This is a genomic window from Herminiimonas sp. GW821-FHT09C12 (assembly GCF_059416385.1).
Genome location: NZ_JBWKPC010000002.1, coordinates 431,942 through 457,103, shown reverse-complemented (window position 1 = coordinate 457,103; position 25,162 = coordinate 431,942). Strand labels below are relative to the sequence as shown.

Genomic DNA, 25,162 nt, shown 5'->3' with positions numbered 1-25,162 from the left:
GATAAGTAAAAAATCCGATTACCCTTACGGAATAATCGGATTTTGATCAGACTTTAGCAAAAATCAAGGTACCGTTTGTACCGCCAAAACCGAAGTTATTTTTCATGGCGTACTGAATCGGAATCTCGCGCGCCGTATTGGCACAGTAATCGAGATCGCATTCCGGATCCTGATTGATGATGTTAATCGTCGGCGGTGAAATCTGATGATGGATGGCGAGAACGGTAAATACCGACTCAAGTCCACCAGCACCTCCAAGCAAATGCCCTGTCATCGATTTGGTCGAGTTGACAGTCAATTTCTTCGCATGCGCACCAAATGCAGCTTTCACTGCCTCTGTTTCGTTTTTATCGCCTAATGGCGTCGATGTGCCGTGTGCATTCAGATATTGCACTTGATCAGGAGCGATTTCCGCGCTCTTCAATGCGTTAGCCATACTGCGACGTGGGCCGTCCATGTTTGGAGCAGTGATATGGTAGGCATCGCCACTCATACCAAAACCGACCAACTCAGCATAGATTTTCGCACCGCGTGCTTTCGCATGCTCGTACTCTTCCAGCACCATCACGCCAGCGCCTTCACCCAAGACAAAGCCATCACGGTCTTTATCCCAAGGACGTGAAGCCGTTGCCGGATCATCGTTACGGGAAGACAGCGCGCGTGCCGAGGCGAAACCGCCCAAGCCCAATGGCGAAATCGTCGACTCTGCACCACCAGCAATCATGACGTCTGCATCACCGTATTCGATCATGCGACCGGCAGCGCCGATCGAATGCAAACCAGTGGTACATGCCGTTACGATCGCCAGGTTCGGCCCCTTCAGACCATAAATGATCGAAAGATGGCCGGAAATCATGTTGATAATCGACGCAGGTACAAAGAATGGGCTGATACGACGCGGGCCGCGGTTAACCAGTTCGGCGTGTGTATCTTCGATCAGCGGCAAGCCACCGATACCCGAACCGACGATCACACCGATACGCTCGGCATTTTCTTCGGTCACCACCAAACCACTGTCGCGCATTGCCTGCATGCCAGCTGCCACGCCGTAATGGATAAAGGTATCCATGTGACGGGCTTCTTTACCGGGAATGTAATCCTCGATATTGAAGTTTTTTACTTCTCCAGCAAAATGCGTGCTGAAGGGCGTCGCATCAAACTTAGTGATGGTCGCAATTCCGGACTGCCCTGCAAGCACGGCACTCCATGCGTCTGCAACCGAGTTGCCAACGGGGGAAATACAACCAAGACCAGTGACGACGACACGACGTTTACTCGAGCGGCTCAAGCAATTCTCCTAGAGTCGTTCAAAACAACTTACGCTGCTTTTACGTGTGCCTTGGCGTAGTCAATCGCCTGCTGCACTGTTGTGATTTTTTCTGCTTGTTCGTCAGGGATTTCCATTTCGAATTCGTCTTCGAGTGCCATCACCAATTCGACTGTGTCGAGGGAATCAGCACCCAGATCGTCAACGAACGACGATTCGATTTTGATGTCTGCTTCGGCGACGCCCAATTGTTCAGCGACGATTTTCTTAACGCGTTGTTCGATATCCGACATGTTTTAACTCCAATGGGTGGTTACAGAAAGTGCGCGCATTTTAGCAGGTTTGCGCACTGAAAATTCATTTTTAGCTTTTGTCATCAAGAAAGCTGAAACTTCGGCTAAAAGTGACTAATTACAAACTTAGTTCATGTACATACCGCCGTTGACATGCAACGTGGTACCAGTAATGTAACTCGCTTGAGGCGAAGCAAGGAAGCTAACCGCCGAAGCGATGTCTTCCGGCAAGCCCAAACGTCCTAACGGAACTTGTTGCAGCAAGGCAGCAATTTGCTGCTCGCTCAAGGTTTTGGTCATATCTGTATCAATAAAACCAGGAGCCACACAATTAACAGTAATGTTGCGGCTACCGATCTCACGAGCAAGAGCACGACTCATGCCAGCGACGCCAGCTTTTGCTGCAGCATAATTCATTTGACCCGCATTGCCGGACGAACCGACAACCGATGTAATGTTGATAATACGGCCGGTTTTAGCCTTCATCATGCCGCGCAATACCGCACGGGACAAGCGCGCAACCGACGTCAGATTGGTCGCAATGACGCTATCCCACTCTTCGTCCTTCATGCGCATCGCCAGTTGATCCTGGGTGATACCGGCATTATTGACGAGAATGCTGACTGCGCCAAACTCCTTCTGGATTTCATCAATCAGCGCAACCGAGCGTGCTGCGTCATTGACGTCCAGCACCACGCCTTTGCCGCCACTACCCAAATAGTCGGAAATCGCGCTAGCGCCAGATTCCGACGTCGCAGTGCCGATGACCTTGGCACCCACCTTTGCCAGTTCTTGTGCAATTGCACGACCGATACCGCGCGAGGCGCCGGTTACCAGAGCTACTTGGCCTGTCAAATCAACTGTAGTCATTATTTCAAAAGCTCCAAAACAGCGTCCAACGACGCTTGATCAACAATCGCGTGACCGGTCAATTCACCATTAATACGCTTGGTCAAACCTGCCAGCACTTTACCAGGGCCACATTCCACGACATCCGTGACGCCTTCTGCTGCCATTTTTTGGACAGACTCAACCCAACGCACCGGATTAGCTGCTTGACGTACCAGCGCATCCTTGATGCCATCCACATCGCTGACAATCGCGACGTCGACGTTATTGATCAATGGAATCTGTGGCGCATTGAAAGCAAGTGTTGCCATGTACTCACGCAAACGATCCGATGCAGGCTTCAGCAATGAAGAATGGAACGGCGCAGAAACAGGCAAGATCAAGGCACGTTTGGCACCTTTGGCTTTTGCTATTTCGCAAGCACGTTCAATCGCAGCCTTATTGCCTGCAATCACGACTTGTGCTGGCGCATTGAAGTTGACTGCTTCGACGATATCGCCTTGTGCCGCTTCTACGCATACTGCGAGCACGTCTGCATCAGACAAGCCCAGAATCGCCGCCATACCACCCTGACCAACAGGAACTGCTTCCTGCATTGCTTTTGCGCGGAAACGCACCAGCGGCACAGCATCCTTGAATGGAATCACGCCTGCGGCAACCAGTGCCGAATATTCACCCAGGCTATGACCAGCAACGAGTGCAGGAATCTTGCCGCCTGCAGCTATCCATGCGCGATACATCGCGACAGCGGCAGTCAGCATGACAGGTTGAGTATTGGTAGTCAGGTCCAGCTCTTCCTTCGGACCTTCAAAAATCAATTTGGCGAGGTCGAACTGCAATGCGTCCGATGCTTCAGCCAACGTTTGCTGCACAACTGCGTTGTCAGCAAAACCGTTGAGCATGCCGATCGCTTGCGATCCTTGCCCTGGAAAAACGAATGCGAATTTGCTCATGCTTGTTTTCTAGTTTTAATTAAAAAATGATTTGCGTCCCTGTCTCGGGAATCACATCCGTGCCAGCACAGCACCCCAGGTGAAGCCGCCGCCCACACCTTCCATCATGACATTCTGACCCGGCTTGATGCGACCATCGCGGACACCGACGTCCAGCGCCAATGGAATCGATGCAGCAGATGTATTGCCATGCTGATCAACCGTTACGATCATCTTATCCATGCTGAGGCCGAGTTTTTTAGCTGTCCCCTGCATGATGCGAATATTGGCTTGGTGTGGCACGATCCAGTCCACTTCGGACGCATCCATTTTTGCCAGTTGCAAGGCTTCGTTGGCAACCCTGTCCAGCAATCCGATCGCCAGCTTGAATACCGCCTGACCATCCATATACATGAAGGCACTACCTTCCAGTACGCCATTACTGATTCTTCCAGGTCCGCAGAGAATATCGCCATAGCTGCCGTTTGCATGCAAACTGGTCGCCAGCACGCCCGGCTCCTCGGATGCACTCAAGACAACCGCACCGGAACCGTCACCGAACAATACGCAGGTCGTTCTATCTTTGAAATCGATGATGCGCGAAAACACCTCGGCACCGATCACCAGTACTTTTTTATGCGAACCGGATTTGATGAACTTGTCAGCCGTCGACAGCGCATAGACAAAACCACTGCACACAGCCTGCACATCGACAGCAGCACATTCATTCGTGATACCCAACTTGCGTTGCACCACGCATGCAGTACTCGGGAAACCGCCAAAAAAATCAGGTGTCGAGGTCGCCAAAATAATCAGGTCGATATCGTTCGGTGCCAATTGCGCCATATCCAGAGCACGTTTTGCCGCCTCAACCGCCAGATCACTCGACTGCATATCCGCATCAGCGTAATGACGTGCAGCAATCCCGCTGCGAGAAACGATCCATTCATCGGATGTTTCTATGCCATCACGAGCAAGACGCTCTATTAAATCCTGATTGGTGACACGTTGTGGCGGCAGATAACTGCCGGTACCGATAATTTTGCTATAGAGAGTCATGCGATTTTCTATTCTATTGTTCTGTTGTGGCACTAACCGAGTCTTCAGAAGACGAAGCCAAAGTTGATTGCGGCATGAGATCGGCAATTTTTGTCGAAATACGCGTCAGCACATCATATTTGGCCGCATCGAATGCGCGTTTGATGGCCCACTGATAACCGTAGGCATCAGCACCGCCATGGCTTTTGAATACCAAGCCGCGCAGACCCAGCAAACTGCCGCCATTGTAGCGAGAAGGATTCATTCGTTGTGAAATTGCTTTCAATGCACCACGCGCAATCAAAGCACCCAACATGGTCAAAGGCGTACGTTTGAATTCGGTGGTCAGCACGCTTTTGACAAAGCGGCCCAAGCCTTCCGATGCCTTCAAGGTGACATTACCGACAAAACCGTCGCACACGACGATATCTGTCGTACCTTTAAAGATATCGTTGCCTTCGACATTGCCGTAGAAATTCAACGTCCCTTTTTCATGATCCGCACGCAGCAAGACAGCCGTCTGCTTGACGACATCATTACCCTTGATATCTTCTTCGCCGACATTGAGCAAACCGACTGTTGGTCTTGGCTTGCCTTCCATCGCCGATACCAGCGCAGAACCCATCAATGCAAATTGATGCAAATGCTGCGGCTCGCAATCGACGTTGGCGCCGAGATCGAGCATATAGGTAGGACCGTCTTTTTGATTGGGGAGTATGCTGCAAATGGCAGGACGATTAACACCTGGGATCGTCTTGAGCACGTAACGCGAGATCGCCATCAAGGCGCCCGTATTACCGGCAGAGACGCATGCGTCCGCCTGTCCTTGCTTGACCAGATTGATGGCGACGCGCATAGAAGAATCCTTCTTGCGGCGCAATGCAACTTCCAGGGGATCGTCCATGGTCACGACTTCGGTCGCGTTCACGATCGATAGACGTGGATGACCGCTTGCCTTGTGTTTTTTCAGTTCGGCCAAAAGCTGATCTTCCAGCCCGACTAAAATCAGCTCGGCATCTGGCTCGCTTTCGACAAACGAAATAGCAGCAGGAATGGTGACTGAGGGGCCGTGATCGCCACCCATACAGTCGATAGATATTTTAATTGTCATTGGATTGACTCAGGGCCTCACTCTAACCGCATTATGGGCCAGATTCAGCTTGATTCAAAATGACGGAATGTGCTGGATTAGCATATTAAAAAACGGCGCAAAGTCATGAACTTACCGCGCCGCTTTCTGTGCCTGAAAGACGAATGATTATTCGTCGTTTTTGGTTTTCAGGACTTTACGACCACGATAAAAGCCGTTAGGGCTGATATGGTGACGCATGTGTGTTTCACCGGTGGTTTGCTCAACGCTCAGTTGCGGAGCAACCAGGAAGTCGTGCGAACGGTGCATACCGCGTTTCGACGGTGTCTTTTTGTTTTGTTGAACAGCCATGATAACTCCTAAACCTTAAGTTCTAAAATTCTAACACATCCGTTTTGCAAACTCACGGCAAAACCGATAATCCTTACTACAAAATCTCAATATGCCCGCTTAAGGCCTCACAGCTGCAGCGAATCTATTGTTTCATACCTTTGAGCACGTCGAAGGGTGATGGTTTTCTTGCACTCATCGCACTTTCAACTGCTGCATTGTCGGGACACACATCGTGCTTAGGCGCCAGAGGAATCGCCAACAAAGCCTCATCCTCAATCAGATCGGTGACATTCAATGTCTTCGATCCGACAATCACGTCTATGGTGTCGTCTGCCAGCAACGCGTCAATTTCATCAGCGTGCTCATCATTTTTTGCAAGAATCAGCACTGATTCCGATGCAATATCGAGTTTCAGTGGCGTCATGCAACGCTGGCACATTAAATGAATTGAGCCGGATACCGACATAATCAATTGCGGGTGACCAATTCCATCTAAGCCACCTTGCAAAGACCAATGCAGCGATGCAGGCATATTTACGGATTCTGCAGCAAGCCGCGGCAAATCAGCGATAGCAACGTCGCCTTCACGCTGCTCTCTAAGCCGACTGAACTCGAAGGCATCAATTACAAAAGCATTCATAGGCTAAGCCGAACCCGGAAAACCTGCGATAATAACAGGCTTTTCCTTTATTCGTCAAAGTGTTAGCGCACTTTTATTGAGCGGTCATTCAAATAAACATCAAATAATGCCTTCTCCATCCATCCAAGCGCGATTAATACTGGGCTCAAGCTCGGTTTACCGCAAAGAATTGCTATCTCGACTACACCTGCCCTTCGAAGTCATGGTGCCGAATATTGATGAAACTGCTCATCCTCACGAATCACCCGACACAACCGCATTACGGCTGGCACAGCAAAAAACAGTTGCCATTGCCGCCCAAGCACCGAATTCTTTGATTATCGGGTCAGATCAAGTCGCCACGCTGGACGGCGAACAGATAGGCAAGCCGGGCACACATGAAAATGCACTGAAACAACTGCAAAAAATGCGCGGCCGCAAAGTAGTGTTTCATACAGCGCTCTGCCTGTTCGATGGCCGCGCCGGTATTTCATCACCACAGATACAGCTGGAAAATATCCAAACCTTCGTCACCTTCCGTGATTTGCCAGATGCTGAACTCGATGCTTACTTACGCATAGAGCAACCATACGATTGCGCAGGCAGTGCAAAGAATGAAGGCTTGGGCATCGCCATTATCGAAAAAATAGAAAGTAACGATCCTACTGCGCTCACTGGCTTACCGCTCATCGCCCTCACGACCATGCTGCGTCGTGCCAATATCGGCTTTTTCGGTAACTAGACAATTAAAATAAGCGCGTGCTTGATTAATGGCGCGCAACACATACCCTACTCAATACTCCAACATGCCCGGCATTCTCTATCTCATCCCCAATACACTAGGTCAGGCAGAAGTTAGCACCACCGATCCGCTTGCACACATCATCCCGCTGGAAGTACAAACGACAACCGCCAAGCTGGATTACTTCATTGCGGAAAATGCCAAAACGACGCGCGCTTTTTTAAAGCTAATAGGTACACACAACACACTGGCAAAGCCGATACAGGAAATACGCATCGCCGAGCTCAACGTCAACACCGACGCCAAAGCATTACCTGCATTATTGGAGCCGCTACTGTCCGGGCAAGATGCAGGCTTGATTTCAGAAGCAGGCGTGCCGGCTGTAGCCGATCCCGGAGCAAATCTGGTGCGACTGGCACATGCGCACGGCATTCAGGTCAAACCTTTGGTCGGCCCGTCGTCACTATTGCTCGCTGTTATGGCCAGTGGTTTGAGTGGGCAAAATTTCGCCTTCAATGGTTATTTGCCTATTGATGCCGCTGCACGCACGAAACGTATCAAGCAATTGGAAGACCGCTCACGCGCGGAAAAACAAACGCAGTTTTTTATTGAGACGCCTTATCGCAATGCCGGACTGCTGGAAACATTAGCAACGACCTGCAATCCCAACACACTTATTTGCATCGCGACCGATCTCACACTGCCGTCCGAAGCGATCAAAACACAGACAGCCACAAGATGGAAAGCGGATATTGCATCCGGGAAAACGCCAGACTTCCACAAGAAGCCGACTGTATTTTTACTATTGGCTGACGGCTGAATGTAAACGCAAAACGGCGATGTTTCATCGCCGTTTTGCCTGCCTCATAACGAGGCATTTGGAGAGGTCGGAGACCTTCAGTTTTCCATCGTAGACGCGTCACCAAAATGCGAGCGGATGCTCCTTAGCAGTTGCAGACGTTGTTGCATTCACATCTTCAGATGCCGATAACGCACTACCACTATAGCCAAGCACAAAGGGATTACAAGCTCGGTTACATTCTTGTTCCGGAATTTTTTTCACATCGCTGACGATGCAGATGAAAAAAATTATTTCAGATTTGGAGCAAGCTGTTCCGTCATCGCTTTGATTGCAGAAGCCCCTGCCGCCGCACCAAATTTCCGCAACACACGATCCGACAAACCTTCGCGTTGCGTGTAATCAACGATGTTGGTGGACTTGAACTCTTCACGCGCTACGCTCTCGACAGTACCGATGCCATCTGCCAAGCCAAGTTCCACTGACTTCTCGCCAGTCCAAACCAGACCAGAGAAAGTGTCCGGTGTTTCTTTCAAGCGCTTGCCACGGCCTTTACGTACCACGTCGATGAATTGCTGATGAATTTCATTAAGCATGTCTTGCGCGTAGTGTTTTTGCGTTTCAGTTTGTGGACTGAATGGATCCATGAATCCTTTGTTCACACCGGCAGTCAACAAGCGTCGCTCAACGCCTAACTTTTCCATCGTGCCAGTAAAGCCGAAACCATCCATCAACACACCGATCGAGCCAACGATACTCGCCTTGTTCACATAAATGCGATCAGCAGCAGCGGCAATGTAATAGCCACCCGACGCGCAAATTTCAGTCACCACGACGTACAAAGGTTTTTGCGGGTACTTCTTGCGCAAACGCGTGATCTCATCGTTGATCATGCCTGCTTGTACTGGGCTACCACCTGGGCTGTTGATTTGCAAAATCAGGCCAACTGAACCGGGATCTGCATACGCTTTAGTCAGTGCAGAAATAACCGTGTCGGCATCGCCCGCACCTTTCGCTTCGATCGTGCCGTCTATCTTAATCAAAGCAGTATGTGGTCCGACATTTTCCATGTCGCCAACGGCAGGACCAAAACTCATCCACAAGGCAAATCCAACCAAGGCCACTGTGACGAATTTGAAGAAAATACCCCAACGTCGACGCGCGCGTTGTTCCTTGAGCGTTGCAAACGCGAGTTTTTCCAGCACTTCTCGCTCCCAGCCGTCTTTTTTAGGCGCAGGTGCTGCCGATGCTTGCCATGATTGTGGCTGATTCAGTTCGTCGTTGTCGTTGCTCATGTTGTCGTGTGTTTTGTTCCGCGTTGCTTATGCCCGCGCGGGTCTTACGTATTCATCTGCCTGCCAGAATACCTGATTATCTTTTTCGATGATGACAATTGTACGCAAGCGGCGACCACGGCATGGACCGCCCTCGCAACGACCTGTTTCCGGAGCATAAATCGCGCCATGTGTGGCACAGATCAAATACCGTCCATCAGACTCGAAAAACTCGCCTTCATTCCAATCCAGTTCCATCGGAATATGCGCGCAACGATTCAGGTAACCGTAAGCAACACCGTTGTAACGAATCACAAAACCGTTTGCATCCTCACCGCCTGCTGTCAGAGGAAAACGTATCCCCTTGCCGCTCTCTTCAAGAGCGGCAGAATCACAGACAGGAATCAGAATGGCATCAGTCAACGTGTTTATCCGTTTTCATTCAACCAGGTATGCAACTCAGCTACAGAAGTTGCTGCGTACAGAGGATTGAGAGCCTGCAATTCAGCAGGCGTATGCGCGCCATAATGTACGGCGACACCAGCCGCACCTGCGTTCTGCGCCAGCAACAAATCGTGCGTAGTGTCACCCACCATCACAGTACGCTTCATGTCCTGTCCCAATTCGCGCGTCAGCTCCTGCAACATCGCCGGATGCGGTTTGGAGAAGGTTTCATCGGCGCAACGCGTCGCATCGAATAATGACAGCAGCTTGGAAACATCCAGTGCGCGATTCAAGCCGACGCGACTTTTACCAGTAGCAACCGCGAGGAAGTAGCCTTGCTGCGACAAATCTTCCAACATCTCGCGCACGCCCTTGAACAGCGTCAAACCGCCATCCTGATTCAAATAATGGTAGCGATAACGCTCCACCATACGCGGATAGTATTTAGGATCAACGCCGGGCAACGCCGCTTCCATTGCCTTTTGCAAACTAAGGCCAATGACATACGAAGCGGCTTTTTCGTCCGGTATCGGTAAGCCGAGGTCTTTGGCTGCTGCTTGTATACAGTTGACGATGACTGCAGTGCTATCCATCAAAGTGCCATCCCAATCGAAAACGATGAGATCAAATTGCTTTCTTGCCATGTAACCTGACAGCGCGCTGCCAGCTCCTTTAACTATATAAATAGGTTATTGCTCAAATTCCACTTGGGGCAATGAGCAATAAATTAATTAGGGGTCTTTTTCAAACTCTTGAGGAAGCGCTCGCATTCCGGCGGAAGCGGCGCATTCAATGTCACTGGCTTGCCAGTCTCAGGATGGATAAATGTAATTTGATGCGCATGCAGGAACATGCGTTTCAATGCGACACGCTCGCCATCTGCTTTCTGCAAATCACGATTCAATGCGAAATCGCCATACTTGTCATCGCCTGCAATCGCAAAACCGCTAGATGCCAGATGCACGCGTATCTGATGGGTACGCCCGGTTTTTAGTTCCGCTTCCAACAAGGCGAACGGGCCGTAACGCTGGATCAAGTTGAAAATCGTATGCGACTCCATGCCGTCCGCCTGCACGCGTACACGTCGCTCACCTTCCGGTGTTGAATATTTGTGCAATGGCAATCTAATATGCTGGCGCGCATTCTTCCAATCGCCATGCACCAATACTAGGTAACGTTTGTCCGGCTCACCGCCACGGATTTGTTCATGCAAATTTGTCAATGCCGAACGCTTCTTGGCCAAAACCAGGACACCGGAGGTATCACGATCCAGCCTGTGCACCAATTCCAGAAACTTTGCATCTGGTCTGGCCGCGCGCAATTGTTCGATCACGCCATAACTGACGCCAGAGCCACCATGCACAGCGACGCCAGCCGGCTTGTCGATGACAAGCAAGTGATTATCTTCAAGCAATATTTTGAATTCGGCACCGGGTGCCGTCGATGGGGCTTTTTCCGCTATGCGTATGGGTGGAATACGGACGATATCGCCTTCGACTAAACGATAGGTTTGATCAATCCGCCCTTTATTAACGCGCACCTCTCCGGAGCGCAGCACACGGTAGATATGGCTTTTCGGTACGCCTTTACAAATACGTATCAAAAAATTATCAATCCGCTGCCCGGCTTCCTCATCAGTAATCGTGACAAGCTGCACTTGTGCCGGAACTTGAGAAGAGACCTGTGACGATCGGGAGGGTGATAGGGTTTGAGCCTCTTTCCCAGAAAATATCGCTAAGTCCTTCATTTTGAATATATAATCAATTCGCAATGGTTACCAAACCATTGCTGGTGTAAGAATAAAAAACACATTCTACACAGGGGCGTCTCCATCGGCCTCGCCAATTTGCAAATTCGATGGAAAAGATGTGTATGCACCGCCCCTGTGCGAGTCAAGGTTGCACCGTTGTTGTAATCGGATAACGCGCAAGGGTGTTGGTCAAGAATGTTTGGATTGTTAGGATAAGTCCGGCAAGCTCACTATATTTAATAGCAAGCTTGCTGGTTGATAAAGTTGAAACTGTTTGCCGATTTTGCCCATGCTTTGTATGGCTCAACCAATTTGCTCACCACTCGCGATGTTCGTTGCGCTCGATCTATTCGATGCGCACGATGCGGATCAAGTGCGCATTCGGCAACCGCATCACTTTATCCGCGCCCCGTTGTGACTACAGCGCGTTTGCGCTAAGTACCACACACCAAGGCAATTCCCTCCCCAAACGTTCCTGCCCCGCGTACATCCCTGTACTGTTGCTGTAGATGGCGCATGTCGCCATTGATGTCACATAGAAACACGCTGTTGACCACAGATTGCTGCGAATTTCCCCGGTAGCCACGCTATCGCCGCTATTCGCTTCACGCAGGTCAACCGGCCGATTCGCTTGTGCATCAATGTTGATATGTAGCGCTACTGCATTAAAAAAACGGCCCTAGAGCCACGGAGCACTTACATGAAACGCATGTTATTTAACGCAACACAGCAAGAAGAATTGCGTGTTGCCATTGTTAATGGGCAAAAACTCATTGACATCGATATCGAAACAACCGGACGCGAACAACGCAAGTCCAACATATATAAAGGCGTCATCACCCGTATCGAGCCTTCTCTCGAAGCTTGCTTTGTCAGCTACGGTGAAGATCGTCACGGTTTCCTGCCATTCAAGGAAGTCGCCCGCACCTACTTCAAGGAAGGCGTCGATGTCCGTAACGCTTCCATTAAAGATGCGTTGCGCGAAGGCCAGGAAATCATGGTCCAGGTCGAAAAGGAAGAACGCGGCAATAAAGGTGCTGCGCTGACCTCCTTCATTTCGCTGGCCGGTCGCTATCTGGTCTTGATGCCTAACAATCCACGCGGCGGCGGTGTCTCACGTCGCGTCGAAGGTGAAGATCGTCAAGAACTGCGCGAAACCATGGACAAACTGGACTTGCCACAAGGCATGTCAGTTATCGCCCGTACCGCTGGTATCGGCCGCAACGTTGACGAACTGCAATGGGATTTGAATTACCTGATGCAATTGTGGCGTGCGATCGAAGGCGCTGGTCAATCCGGCGGCGGCGCATTCCTGATTTATCAAGAATCCTCACTCGTCATCCGCGCGATCCGTGATTACTTCCAACCGGATATCGGCGAGATCCTGATCGACACCGACGACATCTACGAACAAGCTCAGCAATTCATGAGCCACGTAATGCCGGACATGGTCCATCGCGTCAAACGTTATAACGACGACGTACCGCTGTTCTCGCGCTTCCAGATCGAACATCAGATCGAAACCGCGTACTCACGTACCGTACCGTTGCCATCCGGCGGCGCTATCGTTATCGATCACACCGAAGCATTGGTTTCCGTCGACGTCAACTCGGCACGCGCTACCCGCGGCAGCGATATCGAAACAACCGCATTCCATACCAACTGTGAAGCCGCTGAAGAAGTTGCTCGCCAATTGCGCTTGCGCGATTTGGGCGGTCTGATCGTCATCGATTTCATCGATATGGAAAATGCGAAGAACCAGCGCGAAGTTGAAACCCGTCTGAAAGACGCGTTGCACTTTGACCGCGCTCGCGTACAAATGGGCAAGATTTCACGCTTTGGCCTGATGGAATTGTCGCGTCAGCGCCTGCGTCCATCCTTGTCCGAAGGCAGCCATGTAACCTGCCCACGTTGCAACGGCACTGGCCACATCCGCGATACCGAATCCTCCGCATTGCAAGTCCTGCGCATCATCCAGGAAGAAGCAATGAAGGAAAACTCAGCTTCTATCCACGTTCAAGCGCCAGTCGACGTTGCAGCTTTCCTGCTGAACGAAAAACGCGGCGAAATCCTGAAGATCGAAACGCGTCACCGCGTTTCCGTCATCCTGATCCCGAACAAGCATCTGGAAACACCACATTACAAACTGGAACGTATCAAGCACGACGATCCACGTTTGGAAGAAACACAAGCCAGCTACGCAATGACGGAAGAAGCAGATACCGACATCAGCTACGGCAAGCGTCAAAAAGAAGAAAGCAAGCCACGTCAGGAAGCTATGGTCAAAGGCATTACGCCAGATCAACCAGCGCCTATCGTGGAACGCAAACCGGTTGAAGCAGCAAAAGCGGCTCCAGCTGAAGCAAAAGGCTTCTTCCAAAAACTGTTTGCCTTCCTGAGCGGTACGCCTGAACAGCCAAAAGTTGCTGCACAACCTACAGCAGAAGAGAAGCAACAACGTAACCGCGAACGCGGGGAACGCAATTCTGGCGGTCGTAACCAACGCAACCGCAGCCGCGGTGGTCGCGGTCGTGATCGTGAAGAACGCGACGAAACAGCCAAGCCAGCGCAAGCACCGGCAGCTGAAGCACAACAAACAGCACGTCCTCCTCGCCCACCTCGTGAACCACGCGAGCCGCGTGAACCACGTGAAGGCAATGAAGCCCGTCGTGAACGTCAACCACGTGCTCCACGCGAAGAGCGTAAGGAAGTCGTTGCAGAAGATCCAGTCTTGTTGCAAGGCGCAGCAATCGCTGCCAGCGTCGCTCCAACCCGTAATGCGGCTCCAGCTAGCGAAGCAGGCGAAGCGGTTGTGGTATTGGACGCAAACGGCATTCCAGTTCCAGCTGTAGAAGGCGAAGAACAACCTCGTCGTCGTCGTCGTCGTGGTGGTCGCAACCGTAATCGTCGTGATCGTGACAATACCGAAACCGGTACTGAAAACGAAGGCAATGAAGATGGTGTAGACGCCTCGCAGGAACAATCTCTGCAAGATGAAGCAGATCAAACTTCAAATACTCCGCATGTCAGCGCAATTGAAGTGGCATCAACCGTTGTTCACAACGCACCAGCACCAGTTGTTGCACAAGTGAACGAAGCGCCAACTGCATTTGAAGCATCTGTGAGCGCATTGACTGCAGCAATCGCTGCACCATCCGTGCCACAAGAAGTTAGTCGCCAGCCTGAGCCTGTAGTTGCTACTCCAGCACCGGTTGCTGTTGTTGCACCGGAACCAGTTGCAACACCTGTGGAAGCTGCACCAGCAGCAGTCATTGAAGCGGCACCGTCGATTCAAGAAACTGCGCCAGTGGTAGTAGCCACACCGGAACCTGTTGCACAGCAAGCTCCTGTTGTCGTCGTTCCTGTCGTCGTAGCGCCAGTCGTTGCTCCTGCAGCAGCGCCAGTTGCTAGCAAGGATTTGAACGAAGTGCTGCAAGCTGCCGGTTTGGTATTGGCTTCCACCAATCCAGAAAAACTGCGTGCCGCACAGGAAGAAGCTGCCAAGTTTGTAGCGCCAGCGCGTGTACCGCGTGAACGCAAACCACTGCCACCGCAATCGACGGAGCCATTGGTGCAAATGGAAACAAAACGGTAAGACGCAAGCACATCCTGCATTGAAAAATCAGGATGTACAGTCGTTAAAAAAGGGAGCCTAGGCTCCCTTTTTTCTTTCCGTGCTGCGCACAATGCCGTTACTAGATCGGCAAATGTGCACCGCAGAGATGCAACGATTTATGCAGCAATACGTTCCTGCGTCAGTGCTTCAATTTTTTGCAAGCGAGCGATCGTATCGGCGCAAGCATGTGCCGCTTCCTTACCCTTGACCAGGAAGTGCTGATAAAAGAAGTTTTGATGCTCATCGTGCGAATGAAAATGATGCGGCGTCAGCACGGCAGAAATCACCGGCACTTCTGTTTCCAGTTGTACTTGCATCAAGCCGCTGATGACCGCCTGCGACACGAACTCATGACGGTAGACACCACCATCAACTACCAAGCCAGTACCAACTACAGCTGCATAACGACCGCTCTTGGCCAGTAATTTGGCATGCAGTGGGATTTCGAATGCACCAGCTACTTCAAAGAAATCGATCACATCTTCGGAATAGCCACGCTCGGCCATTTCTGCGATGAATGCAATGCGGCATTGATCAACGATTTCCTTGTGCCAGCTAGCCTGGATAAAGGCGATACGACGTACTGCTGATTTTGTTTTGATATCAATCGGATGTTGCATGTGAAGCTCCTGTTTGCAAATTGAAAAACAGGGCGTACAGGAATGGCAAAGCGCACGTTACCGTGCGTGAAAAGTCATTCCGCTCTCTATCATCCGGACTATGACCGTCGGCCTCGGGATCACACCGAGTCTGCTGACCTTGTCGAAGGCATCTGCAGAAAGCAGATGGAGAACTTCTTCAAGCGCTCGCGGGCTATACGCCTAAACGTAATTACCGCCGGTGGGGAATCTCACCCCGCCCCGAGAACGTAAAACTGATGAAACGAATGACTGAAAAACTTCAGCAATTCATTTCATCAGTAGTCGTGAATTTATCATGATTTAAAAAAGGCTGCTGGCGACGGCAGAATTTGCTATTCCTTGTTATTCTTTATCGTCCAGCAGATCGCCTAAAGGCAAATCAACGCCTAGGAGCTGTTGCGCGGCTTCGCTAGGCAATGCCTCTACAGATTTCAATTTGCGCGTCATCTGACGGCTTCTGGTCTCGGCCTGTTCGATATTCTTGGCTGCACGCTCCAGCGTCGCTTTGGTTGCAGCAAGCACATCGCCGAATTTACCAAACTCCGTTTTCACTGCGCCCAATACTTGCCAGACTTCCGACGAACGTTTTTCCAATGCCAAGGTACGGAAGCCCATTTGCAAGCTATTCAACAATGCCGACAAAGTCGATGGGCCGGCAATGCTGACACGATGCGTGCGTTGCAGATCGTCAGCTAAACCAGGACGACGCATGACCTCCGCATACAGGCCCTCAGTCGGCAAGAACAAGATAGCAAAATCTGTCGTCAGTGGTGGAGACAAATATTTCTCTGCGATTTTTTTCGCTTCGAAACGCACTACCCGTTCCAGTTCGCGCCCCGCCAAGGCCACACCATCGGCATCGGCTTTATCGGCTGCTTCCGCCAGACGTTCGTATTGCTCTTTCGGGAATTTCGCATCGATAGGCATCCAGATCGGCGTCTGTCCATCGTCGGTGCCCGGCAGCTTGATCGCAAACTCAACTCGTTCGCCAGTACCCGGAACTGTCTCGACATTCTTTGCATACTGATCTGGCGTCAATACCTGTTCCAGCAGCATCTCAAGTTGCACTTCGCCCCATGTGCCGCGTGTCTTGACGTTGGTCAGCACGCGTTTGAGGTCACCGACACCGATAGCCAGCTGCTGCATCTCGCCCAGGCCTTGATGGACTTTTTCCAGACGATCAGAAACCAGCTTGAACGATTCACCCAAGCGCTGCTCCAGCGTCGCATGCAATTTCTCATCGACGGTCTTGCGCATTTCTTCGAGACGCGCACCGTTATCGGTTTGCAGATCCTTGATCTTCGCTTCCAGCGTCGCGCGCACTTCAGCCATGCGTTGTGCATTGGACTCCGTCAGCGCAGTCAACGTCTGATTCAAGGTATCGCCAAAATGCTTGAGTGCAGTCGCCTGCTCTTCACGTCCGGTTTGCGCCTGCAAGGTAATCGCCTGACGCATGGCTTCCAACTGCTGCGCGTTCGCTTCATTCAGCTTTGCGAGTTGCTGTGCAAAGGAATCAATCTGGTTGTTCTGCATCGTTGCAACGCTGGTCAATTGCGTTGCCAAGGCCTGCTGAAACTGCGTGAAGTTGCTGCCCAATTCCTGCCGTGTTGCTTGCGCAGTCGATTGCACCTGCTCGCGCAATTCACGCTCTATACGTTCACTGCCTTGCTGCTGATGACGTTGCAAGTCATTCTGCAACTGCATCAATTGCGGTGCGATATCCGTGCCGCGTGCGCGCAACAAAGCCACCACCTGCAACACGATGATGACTGCGGCAACCAGCAGCAGAATAATGAAATGCACTTGTGTCATGGATGAAGCCTTGTTCGAACAGAGTAATGTGTGGGAAACCGCAACAGCAGGAGAATTTAATCGCGGGTATTACGCATCCAGTCTGCGGTGTCGTAAAACGCCTGTTGCAAACGTGTTTGCAATGATGCGTCGATGCCGACATCTTCCATCGCTGCTTGCATGCAGCGCAACCATTGATCGCGCTCACTTGTTGCGATGGCATATGGCAAATGGCGCGCGCGCAAGCGCGGGTGGCCAAAGCGTTCGACAAACATATCTGGACCGCCGGTCCAGCCGGAGAGGAACCAGTACAGCTTGTCGCGTGAGCCATCCAGCGTAGTCGGATGCATCGCGCGTATGCCGGCAAAGTCTGGCTCCAGATCCATCAAATCATAAAATCGATCAACCAGCCCGCGCACTTTGGCATCGCCGCCGATCAATTCATAGATGCTTGCTTGTTGAGTTTCTTGTTCAGTAGTCATAGCCTGCATGATACCGCATCGCTATACAGCACGACAGGCTACACAAGCAAAATCAAGCCTCGCGCAGGGTCTGTAACGGCGGTTGATTGAGTACATGACGCAAACCAACCCAACCACCGATAAAGGCACATGCTGCGCCTATGCCAAAACCTGCCAACCAGACAACAGGGCTGAATATCCATTCGAAATCGAAAACGAAATGCGCCAGCCCCCAACCGACGGCCGTCGCACCTGTTGCCGCCAGCAAACCTGCCAAACCACCAACCAGCGTGAACTCTATCCATTGCGATTGCGACAATTGCTTGCGCGTTGCGCCCAATGCCCGCAATAAGCCTGCTTCACGCGTACGCTCATCCTGCGAACTGGCCAGCGCTGCATACAGAACCAGCATGCCGGATGCCAATGTGAACATGAACAGAAATTCAACCGCCGTCACCACTTGATCAACCACATCCTGAATCTGCTTCACGACGCTGCCGATATCCACTACCGTCAGATTCGGGAAATCGCGCGTCAGTTGATTTTCCAGACCAGTATTTGTTGCCGGCAAATGGAAAGCCGTGATCCAGGTTTGCGGCATATCCGTCATCGCTGCCGGATTGATGATGACAAAGAAATTAACCCGCATGGAACCCCACTCCAGCTTGCGCAAACTGGTGATGGGCACATCGACGGTTTCGCCAGCGATATCGAATTTCAAATGATCGCCCAGCTTCAAGTTCAATGTCTTGGCCAAGCCTTCTTCCACCGATGCTTCCGGTTTGCTGTTGTCGTACCAGCGGCCAGCGGTGATTTCATTTTGCTCAGGAATATCCTTCATCGTCGACAGATTGAATTCTCTATCGACTAATCGCTTGGCGCGATCTTCGATGAAGCTTTCTCCCGTGATAGGTGTGCCGTTGATCGCCAGTAAGCGGCCACGAATCATTGGGTACAAATGATTACCGACGATATTGTTTTGTTTCAGACGCGCTTCGATCTGTGCCTTCTGTTCCGGTTGAATATTGATGACGAAACGATTCGGCGCATCGGGTGGCGTGGCGTTACGCCATGCAGACACCAGATCACCGCGTATCACGGTCAGCAGCAACAAAGCCATCAAGCCCAAGGCAAGCGCCACAACTTGCACAACAGTCGCACCAGGACGACGCTGCAAAGCTGTCACGGCAAAGCGCCAACTCGGATGATTGATCGCACCACGCAGCGACTGCAAAGACTTCAGTGCCAACCAGCTAATCACTGCAAATCCAGCCAAGCCACCGAGAAAACCGGCTGCCGTCAGCAGGCCGAGCTTCACATTACCAGCCTGCCACAACAGCAATCCGATAAACGTCAACAAGCCCAAAGCGTAAGTGGCTATCGTGATCGGCTGCGGCATATCCTGCTCGCGTCGAATCACACGGTTATGCGGCACATTACGCAATTGCAGAATTGGCGGTACTGCAAAGCCGATCAATAGTAGCAATCCTGTCACCACGCCTTGCAGTGCGGGCAAGAACGATGCTGCTGGCAACTCATTCGTAACCAACTTGCCCAACCATTCGATCAACACAAAATGCGCCGCGAATCCAATCGTCGCACCTATGGCACTGCCTATCACACCCACTATCAGGAATTCCAGCAGATACAAACCAGTCACTTGGTTCTGCGTCATACCCAGGCAGCGCAACATCGCGCAAGCATCCACATGACGCAGCATGAAGCGACGCGCCGCCATCGCTACGGCAACCGCTGCCAGCATGGCCGACAGCAAGCCAACCAGCGACAAAAATTGTTCGGCACGTTCCAGCGTCGCGCGCATTTCCGGACGCCCCGATTCCAGCGATTCTGTGCGGATACCTTTGAGGTTCTGCGTCTCGATCTGGTTTTGCACTAATTTATCAAGGTCATTCACATCGCTGGCCTTACCGGCTACCAGCAAGCGATAACTGACACGCGATCCGTTTTGCACCAAATTAGTCGCTGCAAGGTCGCTTTCCGCCAGCATCACACGTGGCGCAAAATTCATGAAACTCGCGCCACGATCAGGTTCAAACGTGAGTACCTTGGCTATCGTGAAAACCTTGTCGCCCAACTTCAATGGACTGCCGACTGCAATATTCAGATTTTCCAGAATGCCCGCGTCAACCCACACCGTACCGGCAGCAGGAATGGCATTCGTCACCGCGCCTTCGCCAATCGGCGCATCAGCAACTTTCACTTTTCCACGCAAGGGATAGCCATCGCTTACCGCCTTGATGGAGGCCAACTTGGATACGGCCTGCTCACCCTCTCCGGCAATCGCCATACTGGGGAAAACAGTGGTGTCTGCCAGTTGCAAGCCACGCTTTTCTGCTTCGCCGCGCAAGGACGCAGCAATTGGCTCGTCCGCGCGAATAATCAGATCGGCACCGAGTAATTGATGTGCATCGCGATTCAAACCTGCGCGCATGCGATCGACAAAGAAGCCGACCGAAGACAATGCCGCCACGGCAATAATCAGCGAAACCAGCAAGAAGCGAAGTTCACCCGCGCGCCAATCGCGCTGCGTCATACGAAGAGATTGCACAAACATGAAATCCAGCGCTTTCTGAAAAAACCGTATGCATCCGCCTTATCTGGCATAGCTACTCGGCAATAATAAAGACACAAATATGCGAGAACTCGAACTCAAGCAAGATAGACAAGCGAGTATTTCCGAGCAGCATAAGACTAACGTAAAAATGCTATTCGAGTGGTGGACTGCTCAGACAAGGAATATTGACGAAATGAAAGAGGAATTTTTGCCAGAAAAGTGAGTCGGTACTATATTAAAGACATCGTTACGCTCGGCTCTCTTCGCATGATGCAAGGACGATGGCAAAGGATCATCACATGACTCTGCTCAAAAATAAATTCGGCGTGCCGCAATATCCTATTGATGATGCGCGCAGATTGTTTGTCCTCGCTGCAGCAATAGACCTGCTTGAACGCCCCACCCCAACCGCAATCGACGATCTGACCGGCATAGATAAAAGTACGATAGAGCAGCAAGTAGACAAGTTGCGTGAACAGTACGGCATGACTATCCACAAATTCGGTGACATTTACCGCATCGAATCATGGGGAGAAATATTGAACAGAAAAAATGTCACGAAAGCGATGAAGCAAGAAAGTGAATAAAAGGAATCGGTCAGATCCTTTTCATCACCGCAAACCTTCAGTCTTGATTTGAAATCCTAGCCTGCTTCACTTCCACCACAGATCACCATGCATAACGCAATCCAGCTGTGATGGTATGTGCCGTATCTCTCTTCGCCACTGTCGCATCGTAGCTAAGGTAGACATGCATATTCGCAGCCTGAGCATAAACAAGATTAACACCCAAGAGCGCCGCATCACGCCAGCCTTGCGCGCCCTGAACAGTGAAACGTTGACCGGTCACATCGCCAATAAAAGCAGCTTGGAACTGTGGCGTGCGATCTTCAAATTCATGCAACCAACGCGCCTTGCCTTCCACTGTCAGCACACCGCTGCTGAGAGCAAAATCTTTCGTTAATGTCGCACCTAAACCAGAGCGCAAACTTTGCGTTGTCGCACTCTCGCCATTCAAACCAATTTCACCAGCGCCATTTTCCACAAAACCTGGTTCACGTTGTCGAACGTAGCTCAGCGAGGCCAAGGGTTTCAATATCAAACCTGTAGATAAAGGCAGTTGATAACCGGTTTCGACATAGAGATTGATGTGCCGTCCCGTGTAATCTGCATTCGCCTGTGAGACAACATTATTGAAATTGATACTGCGATTGACGGTATTTTTTTGCCAACCAATACTGGCTATGCCATCCAGATAAAAACGATCATGTTGATAGCTGCTGTACAGACCGACTTGATAAGCGTCCGTTTTGGCATATGCGTCATAGGCTGAGAAGTTGCTGCGCATCTGCGAGACATCCACTCCAGCACCAAACAGCCAATCGCTGTTGATCCAGCGATCCATACCAGCAGCCAAACCATTGACGCTGTAACTCGCGCTGGCCACAACATCACTATCGACCCGACCGCTGGTGTAATAAGGCCGTGCCCACAAGGCTGAATCACGCTCGGTATCACGCGGTAAGCGGCCGGATAAGCGCTGTGTCAGTGCGCGCGCAAATATATCGCCTTGTCGCATATTCAAGCCAGCAAGCGTCGCATGCACATCACCACCGCCCAAACTACTGAAAGCACTTTGCGCCTGCGCTGCCGACATCGTGACCAGTTGATCAACCGTATTTGTCATGCCACCGGCCTTGGCATTGGCATCGAGCGATGCAGCTAGTGCCTTGTCATTAGGTGTCGTAGCGACATCGGCAAAGTCGACACTGTTGCGCTGATAGCCGATGACCACGCTGCTGTTACCACCGGCACCAGCATTAAATACACTCGTATCCACAAATGCAGATGGTGTATAAGCGGTAAAAGCCCCCGTCACGCAACCATTGGTTTGGCAATGGATAATCTCTTGCTGCTGAAAGTTATCGTAGTTCCCTGGCAAAAAATTTGCGGTAACCTGCCCACCTTGAATATTGGCAGCACCACCGACAACCAATTTCCCAGCAGAGGTCGGTGTAAGGTCTATCGCCAGCGTGCCTGAACTCAGGTTGGTGTAATCGCCGTTGATCGTCAGCGCCCCGGTGCCATCGCCAGCGCCCGGATGTACAGTCCCACCATTCATCAGATTGCCCGCGACGCTACCGATGCCGGACAACACGCCAACCACTGTCCCGGGCGCGGCTCCAGCAGCGCTACTGGCAACCGTCGTAGTGCCACCGGTAGTCGCCAGTATCCCTGCAGTATCGATGTACACCGGGCTGGTCAATACGCTATCCAGCGTCAGAGTACCGGTCTGGATGGTGGTGTTATTAAAGGTCGCGTCCGTAGTCCAGTTCCACGCCACACCACGCATGGTCAGCGTATTGAAATTGCGAAAGGCGCTATCGACCAGGCCCGAACCTTCCAGATAAACATTGCTGTTGCCGCGTCCGCCGTCAGCCGCACCGACAATCTGTGAGCCGGTGCGCAATATAAGCGAATTATTCAGGCTATTGCCGAGGATGATGGCGGTGTCATTGGCCGTCCCGCCATGCCCTTCCAGGTAACCGGAATTGATCACCGTATCGCTGCCGTTCAGGCCGCGTATCGCATACGAGTTCGCGCTGGTAATGCTGCCGGTATTGGTGATGCTTGATGTGAAGGTCGAGCTCACCGTATTCATGAAGACGCCGTCAGAGCCATTACCCGCTACATTGATGGTGCCATTATTGGTAAAGCTGTTGGCATTGCCTTGTGCGTAAACAGCCGTCGACGAAGAACCGCTGGTGGTGATAGTGCCATCATTCGTGATCGTATTATTGCCGCCCACCACATGGATCGCATCCGAGCCGCTGTTCAGCGTAGTGATCTGGCCAGTTGTACTGTTGACGATAATGTTGCCGACACCTCCACCACCGGCGGCTGAAGTACCGACAGAAATGCCGTAAATGCTGGGCCCCGTGACTGCAATCAGGCCATTATTGGTAATCGTATTGTTGTTACGCAATACCGAGATCGCGGCCCTCAGGCCACTGCCCGGACCGGCAGCCGTGTTGATCGTGCCGGTATTCGTAATATTGCTGTCGCTAATGACTTGTATGCCTATGCGGGTAAATGAAATATTGCCCGAAGAATTGACGGTGACCGCGCTGCTATCAGGCGCAGCGATGACGCTGGTGGCGGTACCGACTGAAGCCGTACAAGTAACGGTGGTGCCGGACGTCGGTGCGGTATTGTCACAATCGGCCCAGACATTGCTTGTAGTCAAACCAATCAAGCCTAATGCGATATACAAGGCGCGTCGGGAATAACGCTGAGAATTGCTGGTTGCGAACTGGTATCGCATGGCTAAAAATATCTTCAATATTTTCTCGCTAGCAAGAGTTAAAACCCAGATTTAAAACATGTGCACCAGTATAGGTAATTAACAATTCATTGACTAGATATCATCAAAAAATACATCGACATGGCAAGGATATTTAACGTATTCATGAGATGTGCTGATGAGCAATCGCCGTCGCAACAACACTAAGAAGAAATTGCGCGAACCGTCGGATGCGGCGTTCCTGACCACACAAGTTCGTACGCTGTACCGCGCCTTACATTACCTACCAAGGCGGGACGAAAGCAGGCGAGATTCGTTCCACCTGCATGTCGCACGCTAGGATAGATGATGCCCAACGAACCCTCTTCCAGTAATTGCGCAGCCAGCTTCTGCGAAGCAACATAGCTATTCGGCGTCAGGCATTTTGCATAGCGACTGGCACTGCGCAGATCATGGAATTCGCTATTGAAATCTGCCAATAAGGTTTGATAACGCACGCTATCGTCGAAGCGATCGATCTCGTAATACTCGACCGTTTTATGGAAGATGATTTCATCCAGAGACGTTTCTATATCGAAACCGCAATACCACGCGCCACGCTCATCGTTATTAAAGCGGCTTCCTTCTGGACGCGCATACGTGAACGCCGCATTGATCATGCGGAAATGTGGCACGCCAAATACCAACTCATCTACGCCGATACCAGTCGCACGACCATGCTCTGCAATCAAACGCTCATTGGTTGCATTGTCGAGTTCGAAAATATCTGCCAGGTGCTTGGCATTATCAGCAAGCGGCACAAGCACAGAATCTTCTTTATCAACAAAACGGGAAGGAATTAAACGACAAGTGTCGAACTGACGCAATTGCACAAGCGGCGGTCCTGCCATTACAAACCTCCGCGCCGCGCATCCAATAATTTGCGGACAATTTGCATGGCAAGCAAACCACCTGCCTGCATATAAGCCAGTGGTGACTGACCGGAGAAAATGACATTCTTGTTCGGCAAGCTGATCCATTCATCCGCCAACTTATCGCCGTACAGAATGTGGAGTGCCTTATAGATACCAATCAGATAGGAAATGCGCGTAATGCGGTCAACCTCTAATACACGATCAGGATTCTTTTTCCATTCATAGAATGCACTGCTGGATAAGCCACCCAAAAGTTCGCGCGCATCTTCGTCGCGAAGCTTCCACGCTTCCGCAAGCCGGAAGAAGCCCTTTAACGCAGAACGAGACAATCTCTCCCGTTCTGATTTCGCATTCAGGTCAACTAGTCCGGCTGGTTCGAATCGGCTTTTTGGATAAGCGTATGCGGCACTCATATATCCCTCCATTTATGG

23 protein-coding genes and 1 riboswitch are annotated in these 25,162 nt (G+C 51.3%); of the genes, 4 read left to right on the top strand and 19 right to left on the bottom strand.

Translation table 11 applies throughout. The features are described from left to right. Positions 1-46: 46 nt before the first annotated feature. The 8 genes from fabF to AC07N2_RS12000 all read right to left on the bottom strand — a co-directional run bounded on the left by fabF (position 47) and on the right by AC07N2_RS12000 (position 6,442). On the bottom strand, positions 47-1,288 hold the full coding sequence (gene fabF, locus AC07N2_RS12035) for a beta-ketoacyl-ACP synthase II (protein ID WP_076591693.1): 1,242 nt from the start codon (positions 1,286-1,288) through the stop codon (positions 47-49). Between the two features lie 29 nt (positions 1,289-1,317). Then, positions 1,318-1,560, bottom strand: a complete 243-nt coding sequence (acpP, locus tag AC07N2_RS12030) for an acyl carrier protein (RefSeq protein WP_011871492.1) — start codon at positions 1,558-1,560, stop codon at positions 1,318-1,320. Positions 1,561-1,686: 126 nt separating this feature from the next. Next, the gene (gene fabG, locus AC07N2_RS12025; protein ID WP_494778475.1) at positions 1,687-2,430 is read right to left on the bottom strand and encodes a 3-oxoacyl-ACP reductase FabG; all 744 of its coding nucleotides are present in this window, start codon (positions 2,428-2,430) and stop codon (positions 1,687-1,689) included. Beyond that, a complete protein-coding gene (gene fabD / locus AC07N2_RS12020) occupies positions 2,430-3,362 on the bottom strand; it encodes an ACP S-malonyltransferase (RefSeq protein WP_494778474.1) in 933 nt (310 codons plus the stop codon). The genes fabG and fabD overlap by 1 nt, the downstream gene beginning before the upstream one ends. Positions 3,363-3,413: 51 nt before the next feature. Further along, complete coding sequence (locus tag AC07N2_RS12015) at positions 3,414-4,400, bottom strand: beta-ketoacyl-ACP synthase III (protein ID WP_076591696.1); 987 nt, start codon at positions 4,398-4,400, stop codon at positions 3,414-3,416. Positions 4,401-4,413: 13 nt separating this feature from the next. Continuing rightward, entirely contained in the window at positions 4,414-5,490 is a 1,077-nt protein-coding gene (gene plsX, locus AC07N2_RS12010) for a phosphate acyltransferase PlsX (RefSeq protein WP_494778473.1), read from the bottom strand. Positions 5,491-5,637: 147 nt separating this feature from the next. Then, entirely contained in the window at positions 5,638-5,820 is a 183-nt protein-coding gene (gene rpmF, locus AC07N2_RS12005; RefSeq protein ID WP_011871497.1) for a 50S ribosomal protein L32, read from the bottom strand. A gap of 124 nt (positions 5,821-5,944) precedes the next feature. Then, complete coding sequence (locus AC07N2_RS12000) at positions 5,945-6,442, bottom strand: YceD family protein (protein ID WP_494778472.1); 498 nt, start codon at positions 6,440-6,442, stop codon at positions 5,945-5,947. Between the two features lie 106 nt (positions 6,443-6,548). On the opposite strand from AC07N2_RS12000, the gene AC07N2_RS11995 reads away from it, so the two are divergent. Beyond that, the gene (locus tag AC07N2_RS11995) at positions 6,549-7,163 is read left to right on the top strand and encodes a Maf-like protein (RefSeq protein WP_494778471.1); all 615 of its coding nucleotides are present in this window, start codon (positions 6,549-6,551) and stop codon (positions 7,161-7,163) included. Positions 7,164-7,227: 64 nt separating this feature from the next. Continuing rightward, positions 7,228-7,983, top strand: a complete 756-nt coding sequence (locus AC07N2_RS11990) for an SAM-dependent methyltransferase (RefSeq protein WP_494778470.1) — start codon at positions 7,228-7,230, stop codon at positions 7,981-7,983. Positions 7,984-8,252: 269 nt separating this feature from the next. On the opposite strand, the gene AC07N2_RS11985 is transcribed toward AC07N2_RS11990, so the two are convergent. From AC07N2_RS11985 to AC07N2_RS11970, 4 genes are all read right to left on the bottom strand, one after another. Next, positions 8,253-9,257 carry a S49 family peptidase gene (locus tag AC07N2_RS11985; protein WP_494778469.1) on the bottom strand — a complete coding sequence of 335 codons (1,005 nt, stop codon included), beginning with the start codon at positions 9,255-9,257 and terminating at the stop codon, positions 8,253-8,255. A 27-nt stretch (positions 9,258-9,284) separates the two neighbouring features. Beyond that, a complete protein-coding gene (locus AC07N2_RS11980; RefSeq protein WP_076591702.1) occupies positions 9,285-9,659 on the bottom strand; it encodes a Rieske (2Fe-2S) protein in 375 nt (124 codons plus the stop codon). A gap of 5 nt (positions 9,660-9,664) precedes the next feature. Beyond that, positions 9,665-10,324, bottom strand: a complete 660-nt coding sequence (locus tag AC07N2_RS11975; protein ID WP_076591703.1) for an HAD-IIIA family hydrolase — start codon at positions 10,322-10,324, stop codon at positions 9,665-9,667. 83 nt (positions 10,325-10,407) lie between these two features. Then, a complete protein-coding gene (locus AC07N2_RS11970; protein WP_076591704.1) occupies positions 10,408-11,427 on the bottom strand; it encodes an RluA family pseudouridine synthase in 1,020 nt (339 codons plus the stop codon). A gap of 703 nt (positions 11,428-12,130) precedes the next feature. Here AC07N2_RS11970 and AC07N2_RS11965 point away from each other — a divergent pair. Beyond that, positions 12,131-15,025, top strand: a complete 2,895-nt coding sequence (locus AC07N2_RS11965) for an Rne/Rng family ribonuclease (protein ID WP_494778468.1) — start codon at positions 12,131-12,133, stop codon at positions 15,023-15,025. A gap of 137 nt (positions 15,026-15,162) precedes the next feature. On the opposite strand, the gene AC07N2_RS11960 is transcribed toward AC07N2_RS11965, so the two are convergent. The 4 genes from AC07N2_RS11960 to AC07N2_RS11945 all read right to left on the bottom strand — a co-directional run bounded on the left by AC07N2_RS11960 (position 15,163) and on the right by AC07N2_RS11945 (position 20,514). Further along, positions 15,163-15,666 carry a 6,7-dimethyl-8-ribityllumazine synthase gene (locus AC07N2_RS11960; RefSeq protein WP_076591706.1) on the bottom strand — a complete coding sequence of 168 codons (504 nt, stop codon included), beginning with the start codon at positions 15,664-15,666 and terminating at the stop codon, positions 15,163-15,165. Positions 15,667-15,743: 77 nt separating this feature from the next. Further along, positions 15,744-15,918, bottom strand: a riboswitch (FMN riboswitch). A 111-nt stretch (positions 15,919-16,029) separates the two neighbouring features. After that, the gene (locus tag AC07N2_RS11955; RefSeq protein ID WP_494778467.1) at positions 16,030-17,499 is read right to left on the bottom strand and encodes a DNA recombination protein RmuC; all 1,470 of its coding nucleotides are present in this window, start codon (positions 17,497-17,499) and stop codon (positions 16,030-16,032) included. 56 nt (positions 17,500-17,555) lie between these two features. After that, positions 17,556-17,960 carry a group II truncated hemoglobin gene (locus AC07N2_RS11950; protein ID WP_494778466.1) on the bottom strand — a complete coding sequence of 135 codons (405 nt, stop codon included), beginning with the start codon at positions 17,958-17,960 and terminating at the stop codon, positions 17,556-17,558. A gap of 52 nt (positions 17,961-18,012) precedes the next feature. Next, entirely contained in the window at positions 18,013-20,514 is a 2,502-nt protein-coding gene (locus tag AC07N2_RS11945) for an ABC transporter permease (protein ID WP_494778465.1), read from the bottom strand. Positions 20,515-20,813: 299 nt separating this feature from the next. Between AC07N2_RS11945 and AC07N2_RS11940 the strand changes: the two genes are divergently transcribed. Continuing rightward, positions 20,814-21,101, top strand: a complete 288-nt coding sequence (locus AC07N2_RS11940) for a hypothetical protein (RefSeq protein WP_494778464.1) — start codon at positions 20,814-20,816, stop codon at positions 21,099-21,101. 82 nt (positions 21,102-21,183) lie between these two features. Here the strand turns inward: AC07N2_RS11940 and AC07N2_RS11935 are convergent, their stop codons facing one another. From AC07N2_RS11935 to AC07N2_RS11925, 3 genes are all read right to left on the bottom strand, one after another. After that, positions 21,184-23,838: an autotransporter outer membrane beta-barrel domain-containing protein gene (locus AC07N2_RS11935; protein WP_494778463.1), complete on the bottom strand. Its 2,655-nt coding sequence runs from the start codon at positions 23,836-23,838 to the stop codon at positions 21,184-21,186. A gap of 182 nt (positions 23,839-24,020) precedes the next feature. Then, positions 24,021-24,707, bottom strand: a complete 687-nt coding sequence (locus tag AC07N2_RS11930; protein ID WP_494778462.1) for an RES family NAD+ phosphorylase — start codon at positions 24,705-24,707, stop codon at positions 24,021-24,023. Continuing rightward, positions 24,707-25,144 carry an antitoxin Xre-like helix-turn-helix domain-containing protein gene (locus tag AC07N2_RS11925; protein ID WP_494778461.1) on the bottom strand — a complete coding sequence of 146 codons (438 nt, stop codon included), beginning with the start codon at positions 25,142-25,144 and terminating at the stop codon, positions 24,707-24,709. Before AC07N2_RS11925 ends, AC07N2_RS11930 begins: the two co-directional genes overlap by 1 nt. Between the last annotated feature and the right edge of the window lie 18 nt (positions 25,145-25,162).

Coding starts and splice junctions, on each gene's coding strand:
- acpP (WP_011871492.1), bottom strand. CDS start 1,560: ATGTCGGATATCGAACAACGCGTTAAGAAAATCGTCGCTGAACAATTG.
- fabG (WP_494778475.1), bottom strand. CDS start 2,430: ATGACTACAGTTGATTTGACAGGCCAAGTAGCTCTGGTAACCGGCGCC.
- fabD (WP_494778474.1), bottom strand. CDS start 3,362: ATGAGCAAATTCGCATTCGTTTTTCCAGGGCAAGGATCGCAAGCGATC.
- AC07N2_RS12015 (WP_076591696.1), bottom strand. CDS start 4,400: ATGACTCTCTATAGCAAAATTATCGGTACCGGCAGTTATCTGCCGCCA.
- plsX (WP_494778473.1), bottom strand. CDS start 5,490: ATGACAATTAAAATATCTATCGACTGTATGGGTGGCGATCACGGCCCC.
- rpmF (WP_011871497.1), bottom strand. CDS start 5,820: ATGGCTGTTCAACAAAACAAAAAGACACCGTCGAAACGCGGTATGCAC.
- AC07N2_RS12000 (WP_494778472.1), bottom strand. CDS start 6,442: ATGAATGCTTTTGTAATTGATGCCTTCGAGTTCAGTCGGCTTAGAGAG.
- AC07N2_RS11995 (WP_494778471.1), top strand. CDS start 6,549: ATGCCTTCTCCATCCATCCAAGCGCGATTAATACTGGGCTCAAGCTCG.
- AC07N2_RS11990 (WP_494778470.1), top strand. CDS start 7,228: ATGCCCGGCATTCTCTATCTCATCCCCAATACACTAGGTCAGGCAGAA.
- AC07N2_RS11985 (WP_494778469.1), bottom strand. CDS start 9,257: ATGAGCAACGACAACGACGAACTGAATCAGCCACAATCATGGCAAGCA.
- AC07N2_RS11975 (WP_076591703.1), bottom strand. CDS start 10,324: ATGGCAAGAAAGCAATTTGATCTCATCGTTTTCGATTGGGATGGCACT.
- AC07N2_RS11970 (WP_076591704.1), bottom strand. CDS start 11,427: ATGAAGGACTTAGCGATATTTTCTGGGAAAGAGGCTCAAACCCTATCA.
- AC07N2_RS11965 (WP_494778468.1), top strand. CDS start 12,131: ATGAAACGCATGTTATTTAACGCAACACAGCAAGAAGAATTGCGTGTT.
- AC07N2_RS11960 (WP_076591706.1), bottom strand. CDS start 15,666: ATGCAACATCCGATTGATATCAAAACAAAATCAGCAGTACGTCGTATC.
- AC07N2_RS11955 (WP_494778467.1), bottom strand. CDS start 17,499: ATGACACAAGTGCATTTCATTATTCTGCTGCTGGTTGCCGCAGTCATC.
- AC07N2_RS11950 (WP_494778466.1), bottom strand. CDS start 17,960: ATGACTACTGAACAAGAAACTCAACAAGCAAGCATCTATGAATTGATC.
- AC07N2_RS11945 (WP_494778465.1), bottom strand. CDS start 20,514: ATGTTTGTGCAATCTCTTCGTATGACGCAGCGCGATTGGCGCGCGGGT.
- AC07N2_RS11940 (WP_494778464.1), top strand. CDS start 20,814: ATGACTCTGCTCAAAAATAAATTCGGCGTGCCGCAATATCCTATTGAT.
- AC07N2_RS11935 (WP_494778463.1), bottom strand. CDS start 23,838: ATGCGATACCAGTTCGCAACCAGCAATTCTCAGCGTTATTCCCGACGC.
- AC07N2_RS11930 (WP_494778462.1), bottom strand. CDS start 24,707: ATGGCAGGACCGCCGCTTGTGCAATTGCGTCAGTTCGACACTTGTCGT.
- AC07N2_RS11925 (WP_494778461.1), bottom strand. CDS start 25,144: ATGAGTGCCGCATACGCTTATCCAAAAAGCCGATTCGAACCAGCCGGA.